This window comes from Natronoarchaeum sp. GCM10025703, assembly GCF_042661985.1.
GTDB lineage: Archaea > Halobacteriota > Halobacteria > Halobacteriales > Natronoarchaeaceae > Natranaeroarchaeum.
In genome coordinates this window covers 1,338,710-1,356,271 of sequence record NZ_JBHSZF010000001.1, presented here as the reverse complement: position 1 = coordinate 1,356,271, position 17,562 = coordinate 1,338,710, and the positions used below count along the sequence as shown (strand labels likewise).

Sequence of the window (17,562 nt, the reverse complement as noted above, 5' to 3'; positions counted from 1 at the left end):
GTGCAAAGCCAGCAGTGATGTATAGCGCCCGCACCCGGGTGGAGAACGAACAGTGGATCGAAGAGATAGCGGCGACGGCCGACGAACTCGATCTGGACGCCGACGCGCAGTCGACGGCGACGGATCTGTTTCTCTCCAGCGTCCCGGAGACAGAGCGATCCAAACGGGCGGTGATGGCCGCAAGTATCTACGCGGCGGCGTTGATCACGAGTCAGGCCAGATCACAGAGCGCCGTCGCCGACGCCGCCGGGGTTGCCCGACTCACTATCCAGCAACGGTGGAAAGACCTCCTGCGTGAAGCAGGGATGGAACCACCTGGCTGGTAATGGGAGACGAAAAATCAGTCCGACTGAACCCGATCACGACCCTCTCGCTCGGGCGTGAGGTTGCCTTTCTCGTCTATCTCGCCGTTGACGATTCGGGTGCTGGAGATGATCTCGCCGTCCTCGGCGTAGACGTGATCGACGACTTCGATCCGGAGCGGGTCGATACCGCGTTGTTCCCGGAGTTCGTTGATCCGCTCGGCACCGTCGATGGTCTCCGGTGAGACGATCAGACAGTCGAACCGTTCCTCGGTGGCGATGCCCGTTGGCTGGCTGAGCGTTCGGATCTCGTACTCGCGGTCGTACCGTCGGGCGTACTCTTCGAGTTCGGCCTCGAGGTCGGCTTTGCGCTCCTCGTAGGATCGGACATAGCGGTTCTCGTCCCGCGTTTTCGGTGCGAGGTCGTCGCTGGTCAGTCCAATGGTCACGTCGCCCAGCTCGAATGCACGCTCGAAGAGCGCTCTGTGACCGTCGTGGATCGGGTCGAACGTTCCCCCCAGCGCGACGTTCATACCCCCATTCTCCGGCCCGATTCTTAAAAGAGTCGGAGTCGGAACAGAAACCGGATCAGTTCTCGTCGTGTTCGTCCGCCTCGTCGTGTTCGTGCTCGTCAGTCTCGTCGTGGTCGTGCTCGTCAGTCTTGTCGTGGTGGTCCGCTTCTTCGTGCTCGTGTTCGTCCGCCTCGTCGTGGTCGTCCATCCCTTCCTCGGTCCCCGTCTCGTCGGCTTCGTCCGGTTCCGGTTCGCCCGAGCGCTCTTCGACGGTTATCGTCACCGGCTCCTCGTCGGCCTCGCCGGCGTCCTCACGGTCGAGATACTGATCCATGTTGAACACCGTGTTGAGCTCCTTCTGGACCTGTCCGGCGACGCTTCCGACGAGGTCGCTCGGTGCCATCGCATCGTACTCGTAAGGGTTGTTGCCCGCGCCCTCGCTCTCGCGTTTGCTCCGGGTTACCTTCTCCTCGTCGTGGAGTTCGGCGAGCGCTTCACGAACCGTGCTCGGGTAGAGTCCGGTTCCTTCGGCGACCTCTTCGCTCGTACTACCGGGGTGCTGCCGGAGGTACACGTAGATCCGTGCGCGCGTCTCGGTCTCCAGGAGCCACGAGAGCAGGTCGACGATTCCCTGATCGAACCCCTCGACGGCCCGGTCTGCCTCCTCTTCGAGACGTTCGCGCGTCCCGCTTCCGTCCTCGGGGAGCAGTCTCTCGTCCGAACCGTCGTGTCCAGCGTTCTGTGCATCATCGGCCGGCGAATCCGGATCTGTGGTATCTTCGGGAGACATGCGTTGTTTAGAAGGACACAAGCCGCGAGAGGATAAAAACCTTGTTCAGAGCAGTAGCGACTCACAGAGCGCGTCGACACCCTCCTCATTTCGGAGGCGACGCTGTTTCGTCGCTCCGCTCTCGGCGTCGAAGAGGTCGCGTAGTCCACTCACGCCCAACCGATCGGACTCGACCTCGACGAGTTCGCCGAGTGTCACAGTGTCGTCCGCATCGGGCGCGATAAACGAGGCGTCGTGGCCGTATCGCATCGCTCGCCACTTGTTCTCGTCGAGCAGTTCCCGGCGGATCGGTGTTCCCGACTCGCCGTCCTCGTAGCGCTCGGCCAGGTCGAGCACCAGCGCGTGGACGTACTCGACGAAGGCCATGATCCGGTCCTCGTCGGCCTGCCCGTCCGGCGTTCTGATCTCGACCGTCCCCAGTTCGGAGTGTGGCCGGACGTCGTACCAGAGTTCGCCGCGGTCGTTGATCGAATCCGTCTCGATCATCATCCGCTCGAAGGCTGCGAACTCAGCGAAATCGTCGAAGGCGGTCGGCATCCCCGTGTTCGGCAGCGCCTCGAATATCTTCGCCCTCGCGGACTGCAGTCCAGTATCGTAGCCGTCCCAGTACGGCGAATTCGCCGAGAGGGCGAGTAGCATGGGGAGATGCCACCGGACCTCGTTTGCCACCCACGTCGCCTTGTCGGCGTCGTCAACGCCGATATGGATGTGGAGTCCCGCCGTCGTATTCCGGTGCTGTGGGTACTGAATGCGATCCAGTTGTTGCTGATACCGTGGTTTCTCGGCGTGTTCGAGTTCGCGCCACTTCGCTGTCGGGTGGAGGCCGGCCGCGGCGATCTGATACCCGTGCTCGGTCGCATGGTCGACGAGTGCCGACCGGATATCGTGGAGCGTCTCCGGCGCATCGTCAAGTCCGTCGATGACCGGGGTCTGGGTCTCGATGACGAATTTGAACAGCTCGTGGTCGAGCCGATCATCCAGTATCGCCGGAGGTTCCGTCTCGTAGACCAGTTCGTCCGTCCCGGAGGTCGGCCGACCCGTCTCGTCGACGATGAAAAACTCCTCTTCGATACCGATCGTCCCCAGCTCGGTAAACACGTCGGCCGAACCACCTTGCATTGGAAGTCTGTAATTTATCCGCGAATAAATACCGTTTGGACTCGTGCGCCCAGTCCACAGAGCCACCGACGAACCTATAACTTCGCGTAGACGTCTCGATATCGAAGAGAACGACCAGTGGGTGACCGGAACGAACGCCTGTATTCGATTACTGTCAGCGATGGCGGCAACGCCGTCGGGGAGCGACGGGCTGGTCGGTATCGATCCCTCACCTCGATACGTATATTAGGCATAAAAATCAGGAAAACAATGTCGAAAGTAGTTTATGGAGATATCGACAAGAGCGCGTATGGTCGAACTGGACGAGACCGATCTGCATATATTACAGCTACTGACCGAGAACTCCCGTCGGCCGTACAACGACATCGCCGAGCAAGTCGGCGTCTCGCCGCCGACCGTCTCGGACCGCGTCGAGCGACTGGAAGAACTCGATGTTATCGGCCAGTTTACGCTGGATATCGACCGCTCGCGGATCAGCGACGGCGTCGGCGTACTCGTCGACCTCCACCTTCGTCCAGGGACCGTCCACGACGTCATCGAACGGCTTGCACCGCTGGAGACCGTCGATCACGTGTACGCGACAGCGGACGCACACGTGGTGGCGAGGGCGACGGTCGACGAGTGCGAGATCCACCGGATCCTCACCGAGACACTCGACCTCTCACAGGTCGTCGAGTACGACGTCAGACTGCTAATCGATTCCGTCTGGGAACCGAAAGTCCAGGAGATGGAACGGGAGGAACCGGCCGCCCAGGAGGACCGCGGAGCAACAGTTGCTGATGGCGGGTCCGTCGACGTCGAGTAGGCGACGCCCAGAAATCATCCAGCAAGCATCTGTTATCAAGTATGATAATCAGCCTTTTCAGGGGTCAACTGCTACGTCTACGCGATTATGACTGGCGAACCGACGGTCGATAGGCGCACGTATATCAAAACAGCCGGTGCAGTCGGGCTTGCCGGTGTCGTCGCAGGCTGTACAGACGACGGAGGAGAACCCACCAATGGCTCTGAAAACGGTGACGAAGAGACTGATGGTTCCGAAGACGATCAGATGGACGGCGGCGCGACGATGGTACTCGTCGGTCCGGAAGACCAGTTCATTTTCGAACCGGGAGAACTGACGATCGACGTGGGAACGACCGTCGAGTTCGTCTGGGAATCGGATACACACAACCTCACGGTGGTCGAGGGAACAAACGGGGGATGGGAGGGGCACGAACCGATCGAAGAGGCCGGGTTCGTCCACGAACACACGTTCGACGTCGAAGGCACGTACGAGTACGTCTGTGACCCCCACGAGTCCCAGGGTATGGTCGGCACCATCGTCGTACAATAAATCGCACGGACCCTGTTCTTCTGTAATTCAAACCAGGAGTAGACTCGTCTCCGAAGACGATAACATCGGTCTGATAGCCCATCGTTAGTAACAAATGCCCCCAGTTATGCTATTGGTTATTAACTGAACCTAAAAATATGATACTACCTTTGTAGCGCACACCACACACCGATAGAATGGAGCCATCACGACGCCGTGTACTCGCCGGCACCACTGGGTTGCTAACCGCAAGCGTGCTTGCCGGTTGTCTCGACGAGGCTGAGGGAGCGAACGGAGACGAGAACGATGCTAAGGGGAACGGAACGGACGATACACCAACCGCCTCCGTAACGTTCCTGTTCAGAAGGGGCCGATGGGCACAATCACGACGAGGAAGACGAGCACGAAGAAGAAGACGACCACCAGAACGAGGACACCGTCGAGTCTGTAGTTCTCTTCGCTCGCGGCGGTAGCGCGAACATCATCGAGGGGGACCTCGAGCACGCCGACGCCGCCGAAAACTGCAATCTGATCGACCAATACGTCGTCGAACTTGACGACGGTCACGCGGTCATGGAGTTCCGTGCCGACTAACCGTCACCCCATCAAGTTATTAATCAAGACCGAATATATAATAACGCTTTTACACGCGACACCACAACTACCAATCATGGAACGAACACGACGTGCCGTCCTGAAAGCCGGTGCCGGGGTAACTGCCCTGGGAACCCTGGCTGGCTGTCTGGAGGGGCCAGGCGGCGATCAGGGGGAGGCGAAGGAGGATATACGGTCTTTTACGCTCTCCAGAGCCTCGCAAATGCGGTCGGCGGCGACGAGTTTTATTTCGAGAACCCGGTCGAAACGGGAACGATGGGCCACGGCTGGAGCCCGGACGGCGATCTGACGCGTGACATCGCCGCGACCCGGATGTTTCTGTATCTGGACACGCCGGAGTTCGCGTGGGCACAGGACGTCGCGAGCGAACTCCGGCGCGATTATCAGGACGTCGCTGTCGTCGACGCGATGCGAGGGATCGAGCCCTACCTGATCCCCTTCGACGAGGAGCCGATCCCGGAGCCGGACCACGAACCCGACTACCCCGTCGAGAGCCTCGTACTGGAGGAGTTCGATATCGTCGACCTCCGGTCCGGTACCCGACTCGGTGGCTGGCACACCGGACACTGGCAGGGCGGCGTGCCGGACGTCTTGCTCGACGAGAGCGTTCCGGTCGGCATCCTGCTCAAGGACGAGCAGGGGCGGGTCGTCCCGCTGGGCGAGGACGAAACCTACCAGCTCGATGCTCGGCTCGCCGACGGCGAACCCGATGGCGTCGTCGAAATCGAGTCCCACGGCGACCACGTGGAGTTCCACGGTCGCGAGGTGGGCGATGCCGGCGTCGTGTTCCAGATCCGACGCGGTGACGAACTCGTCTACGAGACTGCCGAGGAGACCACGTCCGTCGAAGTCGTCGAGCAACTCGGTGGTGAGGGCGCTGACGACTTTCACGACCCGCACGTTTGGATCGATCCCGTAATCGCCGAGCGCATCGTCGAGCGCGTCAGCCAGGAACTCGCGGCAATCGACCCGGACAACGCGACGACGTACGAGGAGAACGCAGCGGCACACACCGACCGGATTATGGAGGTCCACGAACAGTTCGAGACGCTCGCGGCGAACGCCGACAAGGACGTCGCGATCCTTGCCGGGCACGACTCGTTCCGGTATCTCGAACGCCGGTACGGCTTCGACCTACGGACGCCGACTGGCGTCTCACCGAACGCCGCGACATCGTTCGAGGACATCGGCGACCTCCTCGACATCATCGAAGCGAACGACATCGACACCGTGCTATACGATCCGTTCGAGGTGTCGAACCCGGGCCAGGAGCACCCGCAGATGGTCCAGACGATATTCGAGAACAGCGACGTCGATCAGGCAGAGCCGCTCTCGGCGCTCTCGGGTGTCACCGAGGACTGGGCGGCGAACGACTGGGGCTGGGTCGAACAGATGGAAGAAGTGAACCTCCCATCGCTCCGGGCGGCACTCGACGCATAGATCGATGAAAAGAGACAAACCCAGCCTGCTGGTAATGGTGAATAGATGACGACCGTCGTCGACGTCGAGGACGTAACGTTCTCGTACGGAGAGACCGTTGCAGTCGAAGACATCTCTCTGTCCGTCGAGGCCGGCGACTTCCTCGGTATGATCGGGCCGAACGGCTCCGGGAAGACGACGCTGTTGCACCTCATGATCGGCCTCGCACAGCCCGATCACGGCTCCATCGAACTGTTCGGAGAGCCCGCGGCGGAGTTCGAGGACGGCGAACGCCTCGGCTACGTCGCACAGCGGTCTACCGACCGCGGCGGCGCGATGCCGGTGACGGTACGCGAAGTCGTTCTGATGGGACGGTTCGCACACGTTGGCCACTCCAGACTCGGCCCGGAGGACCACGAAATCGTCGACAAGGCGCTCGAAACGGTCGACATCGTCGACCTCGCCGACCGCCCAGTGAGCGAAATCTCCGGCGGCCAGCGCCAGCGAGCGTTCATCGCCCGGGCGCTTGCCTCCGAATCCGACCTTCTCGCGCTCGACGAGCCAACCGTCGGCGTCGATGCCGACTCGCGGAGCGAGTTCTACAATCTCCTCGACGACCTGAACCGCCAGGGGATCACGATCATCCTCATCGAACACGACGTCGACGTCCTCACCAAACACGTCGACACCGTCGCGTGCATCAACCGGGAGCTATACCACCACGGCGATACGGTCTCGTTTATCGAGAGCGACGCGCTGGCCGAGGCGTACGGGAAATCGACAGGCGTCCTCGATCACAACCATCCATGAGTACGGACACTGCCGACGGGGAGACGGAGCAATCGGTGAGCGAACCGGCCAGACGAGTTCCCACACGGCGACGGGTCGAGGAGGTCCTGTTGGTCCTGACGGGGCTGTTAGGCGCGATGATGATCGCATTTATCGCCGTCGACTGGCTCCGTACCTTTCCCGGCGCGGTCGGCGCGCTGCCCAAACCGGCTTCGAGCAGTTCCTGATCGCTGGCGAGTGGGCGGATTACTACCTCGGAACGAACGTCTTCCAGTATCCGTTCATGTGGCGGGCAATCGCCACGGGCGTCCTCGTCGGTATCGTCGGGCCGCTCGTCGGGACGTATCTCGTCCACCGACAGATGGCGCTGATCGGCGAGACGCTCGCCCACACCGCCTTTGCGGGAGTCGCTATCGGTATCGTCGTGGTGGGGGCGCTCGGCCTGAACGCCACGAACGGTCGGCTGGTGCTGGTCGCGCTGGTCGTGAGCGTCCTCTCGGCGCTCGGCCTGCAGTGGCTCACCGAACACACCGACAGCTACGGGGACGTTCCGATCGCAATCGTTCTGACCGGTAGCTTCGCCGTCGGGACGCTGTTGATCTCGTGGGGTCGTGAGTTCGTCTCGGTCCCGATCGATATCGAGCAGTTCCTCTTTGGCGACATGGCAGTCGTCACCGCGGAAGGCGCCCGGATCGTCGCCGTCCTCAGCGTCGTCGTGGTGGCCCTCGTCGCCTTCAACTACAAACAGTTCCTGTTCATCACCTTCGACGAGACGGCCGCGCGAGTCGCGCGGTTCAACGTCACCTGGTACAACGCCTTGCTGGTCACGATGACCGCGGTGGTTGTCGTCGGTGCGATGCAGATCCTCGGTGTGATCCTCGTCGCCGGCTTGCTTGTGATCCCGGTGGCGGCGGCGTCACAGATCGCACAGGGCTTCCGGGAGACGCTGTATCTCTCCGTACTGTTCGGGCAGACGGCGATCCTCGCCGGGATCGGCCTGGCGATCTGGCAGAGTCTGCCCTCCGGCGGGTCGGTGATCGTTGTCGCCATTGCGATCTATCTCGTGACGGTAGCGCTGTCGGACCGCTCGGCCGCACTCACGACACGATAGCTGCGGACAGATCACCGACAAGAGATGTCGAGTGTTTGTGAGTGTTATACAAAGAACAAGAATTATCACGAATATTGCTTTGCCATTATAAGACCCCTGTTTATACTCCGTACGATGTCAGTCAGTTTTTATCCGTGGGTATACTCAGTTTTACCTGCGATGGGAGCGTTATCGGACCTGTTCGGGCCGGAACGTGTAGCAGTCGTCGGTGCAACCGACCGAGAGGGATCCGTTGGGCGGGCGATCCTGACGAACCTCCAGGAAGATTACACCGGTGACGTTGTTCCAATCAACCCGAACCGTGATGCAGTGCTGGGACTGGACTGTTACCAATCAGTGGCGGAAGCGCCACCGACGGATCTGGCGGTGATCGTCGTCCCGTCAGGGATCGTCATCGACGCGGTGAAGGAAGCGGCACAGGCAGGTGTCGACGACGTCGTCGTCATCACGGCTGGATTCAGCGAGACCGGCAGTGAAGGCGCAGAACGCGAGAACGAACTCGTCGAGGTCGCAAAAGAGTACGACCTCAATCTGGTCGGTCCCAACAGCCTCGGCGTGATGAGCACGCCGAACGGGATGAACGCGACATTTGGCCCCGACAACGCACAGGAAGGCTCGATCTCCTTTATGAGCCAGTCGGGCGCGTTCATTACGGCAGTGCTGGACTGGGCGAACGATCAGGATCTCGGCTTCAAAGACGTCGTCTCGCTCGGCAACGAGGCCGTTCTCGACGAGACCGACTTCGTCAGAGAGTGGGGCGATGACCCCGACACCGACGTAATTATCGGCTATCTCGAAGGGATCGACCACGGTCGCGAGTTCATCGATGCGACCCGGGAGGTCACCGACGATACCCCGGTCGTGCTGGTCAAATCCGGCCGTACCGAGGCCGGTGCGCAGGCAGCCTCCTCACACACCGGGACGATAGCCGGTAGCGAGCAGGCGTACGCGGCCGGCCTCGATCAGGCCGGCGTCCTGCGCGTCGAAACCGTCCAGGAGATGTTCGACTATGCGCAGATGCTATCGGGCCAGCCCCTGCCCGACCGTGACGACGTCGCCGTCATCACCAACGCCGGCGGTCCCGGCGTGATGACGACTGATGCGATCGGTGGCTCGCGGCTGGACCTTGCGGGCTTCTCCGACGAGACTCTGGAAATCTACAGCGAGATGCTCCCCGACGAAGGGAACATCTACAACCCCGTGGACGTGCTCGGCGACGCCGACTCGGGCCGGTTTGAGGAGGCGCTCGACGCCGCACTGTCCGACGATGGCGTCGGTGCCGCAGTCGTCGTCGCCGCGCCGACAGCCGTGCTCAACTTCGGCAACCTCGCCGACGTCATCAGCAAGATGAAAGAGAAACACGAGACGCCGATCGTCTCGGCGCTGATGGGCGGCGAAAGCACGGAAGCCGCGGCCCAGAAGCTCAAGGACAACGGCGTCCCGAACTACTTCGACCCCGCGCGTGCGATCCGGAGCATCGGCGCGCTCTCGGAGTACCGGGACATCAGCGAGACGACCCACGACGACCCGGCCGACTTCGACGTCGACCGCGAGCGCGCACGGGAGATCCTCGAACGCGCCGAAGGGCGAGACGACAATCGCCTCGGCGTCGAGGCGATGGATCTGCTCGACGCGTACGGGATCCCGACGCCGAACGGCGACGTCGTCGACTCGCCCGCTGCCGCAGAGGAAGTGGCGAAGGGTATCGACGGTCCTGCAGTGATGAAGATCGTCAGCCCCGACATCCTCCACAAGTCCGACATCGGCGGCGTGAAAGTCGGTGTCGAGACCGAGGACGTCGCAGACGCCTTCGAGAGCCTGGTGACGCGGGCCCGTAACTATCAGCCGGACGCAAACCTCATCGGGATCCAGGTTCAAGAGATGGTCGACCTCGACGATGGAACCGAGACGATCGTCGGCCTCAACCGCGACCCACAGTTCGGCCCGATGGTGTTGTTCGGACTCGGCGGGATCTTCGTGGAAGTGCTCGAAGACACCACGGTTCGGATCGCACCGATCAGCGAACCGGAGGCGGACGCCATGATCAACGACATTCAGGCCGCACCGCTACTACGTGGTGCCCGGGGACGGACACCGGCGGATACGGGCGCCATCTCGGAGTCGCTCCAGCGGCTCTCACAGTTGGCGACTGACTTCCCGGCCATCCTCGAACTCGACGTGAACCCGCTCGTCGCAGGGCCGGACGGCGCGACGGCGATCGACCTGCAACTGACCGTGGACACTGATAAACTATGACGAAGACCCTACTCGTAACCTCGACCGAAGAAGGCACCGGCAAGACGGCCGTCTCGATCGCGCTCGGTATGCTCGCCAAGGAGCGCGGGCTCGACGTCGGCTACATGAAACCCAAAGGAACGCGGCTCCGCAGCCGCGTCGGCAAGACCCTCGACGAGGATCCGATGCTTGCCCGCGAACTGCTGGAGATGGACGCGGAGATGCACGAACTCGAACCCGTCGTCTACTCGCCGACGTTCATCGAGCAGGTGATCCGTGGTCAGGAGGACTCCAGCGACCTCCAGACACAGGTCAAAGAGCACTTCGAGACGCTCGCGGCTGGGCGCGACCTGATGATCGTCGAGGGCGGCGGCTCGCTAACGACCGGCGGCATCGTCGACCTGACCGACGCCGACATCGCGGAGCTCCTCGATGCAGAAGTCGTCCTGCTGGGCGGCTACGACACTCCCGCAGACATCGACGGGGTACTCGCGGCGGCTCGACAGCTCGACGATCGCCTTGCTGGCGTGTTGTTCAACGCCGTCACCGACGACGCCTTCGACAGCCTCGAAACCGATGCCGTTCCGTTCCTGGAGAGCAAGGGAATCTCGGTCCACGGCGCACTGCCGCGGGAGCAGGAACTCGCCGGCATCACTGTCGAGGACCTCGCCGACGAACTCGGCGCAGAGATCCTGACCAACGCCGCAACCGACGAGTACGTCGAGCGCTTCAGCGTCGGTGCGATGGGCCGGGACGCCGCACTCCGTCACTTCCGACGGACCCGTGACGCCGCAGTCATCACGGGGGCGACCGCTCGGAAGTCCAGACCGCCGCGTTGCAGGCACCCGGCATCGAATGTCTCATCCTCACCGGCGGCCACCGCCCGACCGGCGCTGTCGTCGGGAAAGCCGAGGAGAAGGGTGTGCCGATCCTCCTCCTGCAGACTGACACGCTGACGGCCATCGACCGCGCCGAGGGCGTCGTCAGCGAAGGTCGTACCAAGGACGCCGAGACCGTAGAACGCATGCAGGAACTGCTTGCCAGCCACGCAGACGTCGACGGACTGATCGGCGTGCAGTCAGGGTCGGACTCCGACGACGAGTAGACCGACCGCCTCTCTTTTGTCGCCAGCGCACCAACTCGATGGTATGAGCGACAGCGGCGACGACACAGACGAGGAACTCGCCCGTACAGCCGAGGAGCTGGCCGACACCTTGCGCGACCTCCGGCAAGAGGTCGAGCCACAGCCCCGGCGCGGCCCCCTCGGTCTCCCCCGCCCGCCCTCTCCGCGAGAGGTGCTCGAATTCACCGATGACGTCGCAATCCCGGCCGCGATTGCAGTGCTCGAAGCGAACATTCAGAATCCTGGAGGCGGTCCAGCGCGCTATCGAGATTGCCAAAGCCGAACGCGAGGCCCGCGAGCGCGGCGAAGAGATCCGCGGTGAGGCCGAGCGCCGCAGCCGAGAGGTCCGTGAGACGGCGGGTCGGTTCGGGGAGGAGACGCTGGACCGACTCGACGACGCGCTCGTAGAGCTACAGCGCGCCGTCGACGAGGGCGCACTCCCACAGGACGAGACGGCCCGCGAGATTCTCACCGAGGCCCGAGAATTACGCGACGACCTCGACGAACAGGTCCGTGACGCCGAAGCACGCGTCGACGAGCAAACCGGGCGCGAGCGTCGAAGTGACGAGGAAGACGCCGATACGGACGACGAGGAGGCCGAACCCGACCCGGTGCAAGTCGACGTCGACTCGGAACTGGAGTCGCTTCGGAGCCGCTATGGGGAGGACGACGAATCGCCCGAGGAAGACACGGACTGAGAACGACACATACTTACTTTCAACTCGGGAACATCGGGTAGCGCGCGGGTAGCCAAGCCAGGAAAAGGCGCAGCGCTTAGGACGCTGTCCCGTAGGGGTCCGCCGGTTCAAATCCGGTCCCGCGCACTTCTCGGCTCGAACAAACGTGAGAGCCGTGAGTGCGCAATGAGGACTTGAACCAGACGAGTCGCAGCGCGAACGAAGTGAGCGACCGTCTCGACGAGGTTCAAATCCGGTCCCTCTCCCCCTGCAAAACCGGCCATGTTCTCACCCCAACGACCTGAACTCCCCGCGGAGCAACACGGTCGAACTGGTCAGTCACTCGCACCCACGCCGAACCGTTTTACATCCCCTCGTTCAAACCTGTGGACGAATGGGTGAGCAGAGCAAGATCACGAGACGGCGAGCACTCCTCGCAGGCGGCGGGACCGCCGTATTTGGGGGTGGCGTCGCGTACGTCGCATCGCGTTCGGAGTCAGAGGGCCAGGAGTACGTCCCCTCGGAGTTCCACACGAGCGACGGGACGAGCGGATTCGGCGTCGAGTTGGCTGGCCGACCGCTCGTCGGGGCACGCGATGCGCCTGTCGACATCTACTACTGGACTGATTATCTGTGTCCCTTCTGCAAGAAGTTCGAAACCGAGACGTTGCCAGCAATCGGTGAGGAGTACGTCGAGAACGGGACGGTCAGAGTTGTCGTCCTCGCGTATCCCAATATTGGCCAGTACTCGATGCCAGCGGCGATGTGGGGTCGAAGCGTCTGGAATCGGGTGGCCGAAAGCGATCCCACCGCGTTCTGGAACTGGCACACTGCGGTGTTCGACGCGCAGGCCGAGTCGGGCAACGACTGGGCTGACGAGGAGACGTTCACGCGTCTCACTGACCGAGTAGACGGTGTCGACCGTGCCGCCGTCGAGGAGTATCGCGCTTCCAACGAGGGGTTCGTTCGGGAGACCGTCGACGGCGACTACGAGGCTGCCCGATCGGTCGGCCTGCAGGGAACGCCGGCGTTCGTGTTGTACAACCGTGAAAGCGGCGCGGCCGGGACAATCGTCGGGGCACAGCCGTACGACGGCTTTGCCGATGCCATCGAGCAGGTACGAGAGGCATGACGGGTACGCGAGTCGCCGTGATGCGGGACTGGGCCCGCGACGTCGGAGACGCCCTCGTCCATCCGCTCACGTCGAACGCCCGACTGCTGTTCGCCGGGGGAGTGACGGGGCTGACCTACGTCCTCCTGGTGCTGAGCACGTTTCCACAGTTCTCGATCCAGTTACTCGCGAACGATATTACGGACCTCGGCTATGCCGTGACCGCCCTTACGAGGGAAGTGTATCTGAGCACTGGCTGGCTTGGTATCGGCCTCGTCACCCTGTATGCAGTGTTGACGGGCATCGCGGTAACCAACGCCGTCACGCTCTTCCGGCGCGCACGTCGTACCGGTGCGTCGACGCTGCTCGGCGTCGTTCCGGGCGTGCTCGCAGCGGGGTGTGCGAGTTGCGGTGCCGGCGTGCTCGGGGCGCTCGGCTTCGTCGGCGCGATGGCAATGCTCCCGTTCGACGGCAACCTGCTCCGGGCGGGCGGAATCCTCCTGCTCGTCGTGTTCCTCGGTCGAGCGGGCGACCCACTGATGTGTTCGGTCGGCAGCGACGGGTGGCTCTGAGCACAACCGATCGCCACGTCCCGTACCGTCAGGGAACGGTTGATAAACAGAGTGTTCTCCCCCTGTATTTATCAGTTATCGAGACAGATATCCTAGATGAGATGGACCGCGAAGAACTCGAAGACGCGGTCGACGACTGGGTGGAGGCCGAAATCATCACTCATGAACAGGCCGAGGCGATCCTCGCCCGTCACGAGGGCGACGAGCGATCGTTGCGGCTAATCACGGCGCTCTCGATCATGGGTGCGGTGTTGATCGGCGCGGGAGCGATCCTCTATCTCACGGGGAACTGGGCCGAACTCCCGCGGACCCTCCGGGCCGCAATCCTTCTTACGGTTCCAACTGCCGCCTACGGTTCGGGTGGGTGGCTCCGCCGCGGCGAGTACCCGCGAGTCGGGCATGGGCTGTTCGTCCTCGGGGCGGCCTTTGTCGGTGTGAGCCTGTTCGCACTGGCCGACCTGTACGAGATCGATATCGCGGCCGAGTGGTTGCTGATCGCGTGGACAGCGGTAGCGCTGCCCTCCGGCCATCTGCTGGAGTCGCGGCTGATAACGGCACTGGGCCTCGGCGTCGGCGCGGCGACACTCGTGACGGCGACATCGTTCGATCCGGCAGTGGTGACCGGGCTCTACGGAATCGTCCTGTTCGTCCACGGCGCGATGGACAGGGAGCCGCGATGGTCGATGAGCTATCTGCTCGTCGGCGTCGCCGCGACGCTCGGATCAACAGTCGCGTTGACGACGTCGGGTGGGCGTCTGGGTCCGTCGCCGGAACTGGATCTCGTCCTCGTGGGCGTCGCCCTCGGTGCGGCCGCGATGGCGGTTCGGACGGCCGTCGACTCGCGTTCGGACGGCGACGACTCTCTCACGCTCTGGGCGGCCGTCGCTATCGTCGTACTGCTGGTATTCCCACCCCTCGCGTCGGTTGACCTTTCGTCGTTCGCGACGTCGGTGATCGCTCACCTACTCGCACTCGTTCTTGTGCTCGTCACGGTGGGAATCGGCTATCGGCTCCGTGAGACAGGTGTCGTCAACATCTCCGCCCTTGCGTTCTTGGCGGTCGTGTTATCCTTCCTTGCTCGGACGGTCGCCAACGTGCTATCCGGGTCGTTGACGCTGATAATCGGCGGACTGATCCTGCTCGCCGTCGGCCTCGGCCTCGAACGCGGCCGGCGGACGTTGCTCGAACGGATGGATGCGTCGGGCGCTGCTGCTCGGGAGCGAAGCAAGTGAGACACCGTCGGATCGGGTAGGTGACTCGTATCGGTTCAATGCGGTCGAAAAGGAAGAAAGGCCTGTCGGACGGCTACCAGCTTACTCTTCGTCTTCGTCCGCTTCCTCAGACTCCTCTTCGAGCAGGTCGTTCTCTTCGAGGTACGAGCGGATCTCGTCCGTGTCGAGTTCGGCGTACTCCTCGGTCTCGGTCTCGACGGTCGCCAGTGCGAGACCTTCCGGGGTCAACCCGCTGTCCTGAGCGGAGGCCAGCGCTTCGAGTGCGAGCACGATACCGTCTTCGAGGCTGTCGCCGCCGTCGTAGTTCTCTTCGAGGAACTCCTGAATGTCGCCGCGGTCGGCACCGACTGCGAGTGCCTTCCATTCGTAGGGCGTTCCCGACGGGTCCGTCTCGTAGAGACGGGGCTCGCCGTTTTCGATGCCACCGATGATCAGCGCGACGCCGAACGGGCGAGCGCCACCGACCTGCGTGTACTGCTGGATGTGGTCGGTGACCTCCTTCGTCAGCGTCTCGACGCCGATCGGCTCGTCGTAGCGGAGGCGGTTGGTCTGTGCGCTCTGGCGGGCGAAGTCGATCAGCTGTCGCGCGTCGGCCACGTGGCCTGCGCTGGCGATGCCGATGTGTTCGTCAGCCTTGTGGAGCTTCTCGACGCTTGTTCCTTCCAGTAGCGGCGAACGGATCCGCTTGTCGACGGCGAGGACGACGCCGTCCTCGGTCCGCACGCCGATGCTGGCTGTGCCACGTTTGACTGCTTCGCGGGCGTACTCTACCTGGTAGAGCCGTCCGTCCGGCGAGAAGATCGTGATCCCTCGGTCGTAGGCCTGTTGTTGAGCTTGTCCCTGCATAGTATCACTGTAAATCGAGTGTCATCGCGCCGACAACCGAGGAGTCGACCCGTACATCCACGGAACTGTCGCGGATAACTGCTGGCCGCTCCTCGCCGTCGAACACGACGTTTCTCTCGTGGAAAAGTTCCGTCTGTCGTCCTAAATACTTTTCTTCACAGGCACGGATCGTACCACTGATACCGATGACTCGCACGCCCACCGAGTGAGTATTGATACTATCGATACAGGCAAGCGCGGCGCGAGCCTCGGTGCCGTGTCCGTGGCGAACCCGGACGACCGTCTCCCCCTGCCCGTCCGAGAACGAGAAATCGAGCACCGTGAGGTCAGCGTCCGCACTGCCGGTGTCGCCGACGAGGTTCTGTGCCGCATACCACAGTTCGCGCTGGAAGGCCCCCGAGAGAGATCAGCGTCGGGCGTCGATTCGAGGGCGACCGCGAGATATCGCCAGCGCGGACGGAAGTGTTTGGGGAGATGTTTCATGCCTACTCGCCTCCGGCGGCCCGTTCGGCGACGAGCACGCCCACCTGCTCGTGGACGCGCTCGACGGCGGTTAGCGCGAAGCCAGCGCCTGTCAGCGCGTCCACGAGCGTGCCAACCGTCGCGGGGTCGTCGACCTCTGGACTGTAAAACGGCTCCTCCGGATCGGGTTCCCCGAAGAACATCACGTCACCGAGCACGAACCGTCGCGGCCCCAGGCCGGCGATCACGTCGATCGCCTCGCGTTTCTCTCCGTCCGAGAGGTGATGCATCGCGAAGTTCGAGGTGACGATATCGACCGGTTCGTCGATGTTCGGCACGCGGAACCGGCCGTCGCCGAACTCGACGTTGTCGATCCCGTTCTCGCTCGCCTTGGCGCGAGCCTGTTCGAGCATGCCCTCGCTGACGTCCCGACCGATCACTCTCTCGGCGTCGTCTGCGAGCGCCAGCGCGATGGCCCCTGTGCCGGTGCCGATGTCGAGGACCGTGTCGCTGTCCGTGGGCGCGGCGTGCTCGACGACGAGGCCTGCACAGGCGCGATACTCCTCGCTCTCGCTGTCGTCGTACTCCGCGGCCTTCTCGTCGAACCGGTCCCCGTGGGCCTCAGGCGTCTTCGTCATATCTCCCCCGTTCGACCCCCGGCTCAATGAACTCCTCGGACTGGATCCGCTCGTTTCGTTCGATCAGCCGCCCCCACTCGGCAAGCCCCTCTCTGATCATCCCGGCGTCGAACCCGATGGTCTCGCCCACGGCGACGAGTTCTCGGGGCGCCCGCAGGTGAAGATGTGATTCGGGCGTCGCGCTCACGACGTAGGGGGCGTCGTACTGCTCGATCAGTTCCCGAAGCTTCCGAAGCGATTTGAGCGCCCGGACGCGCTCGCCGCCGTCCGCACGCAGGACCGGCGAGAGGTCGAACTCGACGCGAACCCCGTTCTCCCGTGCAGCACGGGCGAGCACGTGGTTGAAATCGCCGTCGCCGCGCATTGGGTGCGCGAGCACGTCGACACGTTCTTGCTCGACCGCGAAGCGATTGATGGCGTTGGTCCCGCCCCCACGACGACGAGTCGGTCGCGCTCGCGGTAGTTGCCGACGAAGCCGCTGGCACGCTGTGGATTGTCGGTCGAGATCTCGTTTGCCTCGACGACGGCGACGTCGTCATCGATATCCTCGTCAGCGTGGTCCGGCCGAGCGTCGTCGGCGTTCCTGACGACGATCCCGTCGTACCCGTACTCGCCCGCCGTGTTGGCCAGTCGGGCGACTGTCGCGTCTCCATCGGGCCAGGCGTGGACCGCCTCGTACATAGAACAGCAACCA

The 17,562-nt window shown here is 63.0% G+C and carries 16 protein-coding genes, 1 tRNA gene and 4 pseudogenes; 13 read left to right on the top strand and 8 right to left on the bottom strand.

Translation table 11 applies throughout. The annotated features are described in order from the left end of the window. Window positions 1-17: 17 nt before the first annotated feature. A complete protein-coding gene (locus ACFQH2_RS07690) occupies window positions 18-326 on the top strand; it encodes a transcription initiation factor IIB family protein (protein ID WP_377052436.1) in 309 nt (102 codons plus the stop codon). Between the two features lie 14 nt (window positions 327-340). On the opposite strand, the gene ACFQH2_RS07685 is transcribed toward ACFQH2_RS07690, so the two are convergent. From ACFQH2_RS07685 to ACFQH2_RS07675, 3 genes are read right to left on the bottom strand one after another with little or no spacing between them, the layout of a single operon-like run. After that, on the bottom strand, window positions 341-835 hold the full coding sequence (locus ACFQH2_RS07685) for a phosphopantetheine adenylyltransferase (protein WP_377052434.1): 495 nt from the start codon (window positions 833-835) through the stop codon (window positions 341-343). Between the two features lie 55 nt (window positions 836-890). Continuing rightward, entirely contained in the window at window positions 891-1,604 is a 714-nt protein-coding gene (locus ACFQH2_RS07680) for a winged helix-turn-helix transcriptional regulator (protein WP_377052432.1), read from the bottom strand. Between the two features lie 45 nt (window positions 1,605-1,649). Then, window positions 1,650-2,723, bottom strand: a complete 1,074-nt coding sequence (locus ACFQH2_RS07675) for a glutamate--cysteine ligase (protein ID WP_377052430.1) — start codon at window positions 2,721-2,723, stop codon at window positions 1,650-1,652. Between the two features lie 289 nt (window positions 2,724-3,012). On the opposite strand from ACFQH2_RS07675, the gene ACFQH2_RS07670 reads away from it, so the two are divergent. Both ACFQH2_RS07670 and ACFQH2_RS07665 read left to right on the top strand, forming a co-directional pair. Next, a complete protein-coding gene (locus ACFQH2_RS07670) occupies window positions 3,013-3,528 on the top strand; it encodes an Lrp/AsnC family transcriptional regulator (RefSeq protein WP_377052428.1) in 516 nt (171 codons plus the stop codon). An 87-nt stretch (window positions 3,529-3,615) separates the two neighbouring features. Beyond that, window positions 3,616-4,059 carry a plastocyanin/azurin family copper-binding protein gene (locus tag ACFQH2_RS07665; protein ID WP_377052426.1) on the top strand — a complete coding sequence of 148 codons (444 nt, stop codon included), beginning with the start codon at window positions 3,616-3,618 and terminating at the stop codon, window positions 4,057-4,059. A gap of 339 nt (window positions 4,060-4,398) precedes the next feature. Here ACFQH2_RS07665 and ACFQH2_RS07660 read toward each other — a convergent pair whose 3' ends face one another. Then, a complete protein-coding gene (locus ACFQH2_RS07660) occupies window positions 4,399-4,605 on the bottom strand; it encodes a hypothetical protein (protein ID WP_377076608.1) in 207 nt (68 codons plus the stop codon). Window positions 4,606-4,650: 45 nt separating this feature from the next. Here ACFQH2_RS07660 and ACFQH2_RS07655 point away from each other — a divergent pair, with 45 nt between their 5' ends. From ACFQH2_RS07655 to ACFQH2_RS07610, 10 genes and pseudogenes are all read left to right on the top strand, one after another. After that, entirely contained in the window at window positions 4,651-6,093 is a 1,443-nt protein-coding gene (locus tag ACFQH2_RS07655; RefSeq protein WP_377076977.1) for a metal ABC transporter substrate-binding protein, read from the top strand. 45 nt (window positions 6,094-6,138) lie between these two features. Further along, window positions 6,139-6,882 (top strand): metal ABC transporter ATP-binding protein, encoded by a 744-nt coding sequence (locus tag ACFQH2_RS07650; protein ID WP_377052420.1) that lies wholly within the window; start codon window positions 6,139-6,141, stop codon window positions 6,880-6,882. Next, a pseudogene (locus tag ACFQH2_RS07645) lies at window positions 6,879-7,972 on the top strand (metal ABC transporter permease). The gene ACFQH2_RS07650 and the pseudogene ACFQH2_RS07645 overlap by 4 nt, the downstream one beginning before the upstream one ends. 159 nt (window positions 7,973-8,131) lie before the next feature. Then, a complete protein-coding gene (locus tag ACFQH2_RS07640; RefSeq protein WP_377052416.1) occupies window positions 8,132-10,228 on the top strand; it encodes an acetate--CoA ligase family protein in 2,097 nt (698 codons plus the stop codon). After that, window positions 10,225-11,312: pseudogene (locus ACFQH2_RS07635) on the top strand (phosphotransacetylase family protein). The gene ACFQH2_RS07640 and the pseudogene ACFQH2_RS07635 overlap by 4 nt, the downstream one beginning before the upstream one ends. Before the next feature lie 206 nt (window positions 11,313-11,518). Continuing rightward, on the top strand, window positions 11,519-12,028 hold the full coding sequence (locus ACFQH2_RS07630; RefSeq protein WP_377076607.1) for a DUF7547 family protein: 510 nt from the start codon (window positions 11,519-11,521) through the stop codon (window positions 12,026-12,028). A gap of 42 nt (window positions 12,029-12,070) precedes the next feature. Next, window positions 12,071-12,154, top strand: a tRNA-Leu gene (locus ACFQH2_RS07625). A gap of 247 nt (window positions 12,155-12,401) precedes the next feature. Continuing rightward, entirely contained in the window at window positions 12,402-13,139 is a 738-nt protein-coding gene (locus tag ACFQH2_RS07620) for a DsbA family protein (protein WP_377052410.1), read from the top strand. After that, window positions 13,136-13,690 carry a hypothetical protein gene (locus tag ACFQH2_RS07615; protein ID WP_377052408.1) on the top strand — a complete coding sequence of 185 codons (555 nt, stop codon included), beginning with the start codon at window positions 13,136-13,138 and terminating at the stop codon, window positions 13,688-13,690. Before ACFQH2_RS07620 ends, ACFQH2_RS07615 begins: the two co-directional genes overlap by 4 nt. Before the next feature lie 101 nt (window positions 13,691-13,791). Next, window positions 13,792-14,922, top strand: a complete 1,131-nt coding sequence (locus ACFQH2_RS07610; protein WP_377052406.1) for a DUF2157 domain-containing protein — start codon at window positions 13,792-13,794, stop codon at window positions 14,920-14,922. Between the two features lie 81 nt (window positions 14,923-15,003). On the opposite strand, the gene psmA is transcribed toward ACFQH2_RS07610, so the two are convergent. The 4 genes and pseudogenes from psmA to ACFQH2_RS07590 form a co-directional block, all read right to left on the bottom strand. After that, entirely contained in the window at window positions 15,004-15,768 is a 765-nt protein-coding gene (gene psmA, locus ACFQH2_RS07605) for an archaeal proteasome endopeptidase complex subunit alpha (protein ID WP_377052404.1), read from the bottom strand. A 4-nt stretch (window positions 15,769-15,772) separates the two neighbouring features. Further along, window positions 15,773-16,251 (bottom strand): annotated as a pseudogene (locus ACFQH2_RS07600) (Rpp14/Pop5 family protein). A 2-nt stretch (window positions 16,252-16,253) separates the two neighbouring features. Beyond that, on the bottom strand, window positions 16,254-16,868 hold the full coding sequence (locus ACFQH2_RS07595) for a class I SAM-dependent methyltransferase (RefSeq protein ID WP_377052400.1): 615 nt from the start codon (window positions 16,866-16,868) through the stop codon (window positions 16,254-16,256). Then, window positions 16,852-17,549: pseudogene (locus ACFQH2_RS07590) on the bottom strand (RNase P subunit p30 family protein). The gene ACFQH2_RS07595 and the pseudogene ACFQH2_RS07590 overlap by 17 nt, the downstream one beginning before the upstream one ends. Between the last annotated feature and the right edge of the window lie 13 nt (window positions 17,550-17,562).

Bases quoted from the DNA above. Each gene is read 5' to 3' on its own strand.
- ACFQH2_RS07690 (WP_377052436.1), top strand. From the start codon at position 18: ATGTATAGCGCCCGCACCCGGGTGGAGAACGAACAGTGGATCGAAGAG.
- ACFQH2_RS07685 (WP_377052434.1), bottom strand. From the start codon at position 835: ATGAACGTCGCGCTGGGGGGAACGTTCGACCCGATCCACGACGGTCAC.
- ACFQH2_RS07680 (WP_377052432.1), bottom strand. From the start codon at position 1,604: ATGTCTCCCGAAGATACCACAGATCCGGATTCGCCGGCCGATGATGCA.
- ACFQH2_RS07675 (WP_377052430.1), bottom strand. From the start codon at position 2,723: ATGCAAGGTGGTTCGGCCGACGTGTTTACCGAGCTGGGGACGATCGGT.
- ACFQH2_RS07670 (WP_377052428.1), top strand. From the start codon at position 3,013: ATGGTCGAACTGGACGAGACCGATCTGCATATATTACAGCTACTGACC.
- ACFQH2_RS07665 (WP_377052426.1), top strand. From the start codon at position 3,616: ATGACTGGCGAACCGACGGTCGATAGGCGCACGTATATCAAAACAGCC.
- ACFQH2_RS07650 (WP_377052420.1), top strand. From the start codon at position 6,139: ATGACGACCGTCGTCGACGTCGAGGACGTAACGTTCTCGTACGGAGAG.
- ACFQH2_RS07640 (WP_377052416.1), top strand. From the start codon at position 8,132: ATGGGAGCGTTATCGGACCTGTTCGGGCCGGAACGTGTAGCAGTCGTC.
- ACFQH2_RS07630 (WP_377076607.1), top strand. From the start codon at position 11,519: ATGACGTCGCAATCCCGGCCGCGATTGCAGTGCTCGAAGCGAACATTC.
- ACFQH2_RS07620 (WP_377052410.1), top strand. From the start codon at position 12,402: ATGGGTGAGCAGAGCAAGATCACGAGACGGCGAGCACTCCTCGCAGGC.
- ACFQH2_RS07615 (WP_377052408.1), top strand. From the start codon at position 13,136: ATGACGGGTACGCGAGTCGCCGTGATGCGGGACTGGGCCCGCGACGTC.
- ACFQH2_RS07610 (WP_377052406.1), top strand. From the start codon at position 13,792: ATGGACCGCGAAGAACTCGAAGACGCGGTCGACGACTGGGTGGAGGCC.
- psmA (WP_377052404.1), bottom strand. From the start codon at position 15,768: ATGCAGGGACAAGCTCAACAACAGGCCTACGACCGAGGGATCACGATC.
- ACFQH2_RS07595 (WP_377052400.1), bottom strand. From the start codon at position 16,868: ATGACGAAGACGCCTGAGGCCCACGGGGACCGGTTCGACGAGAAGGCC.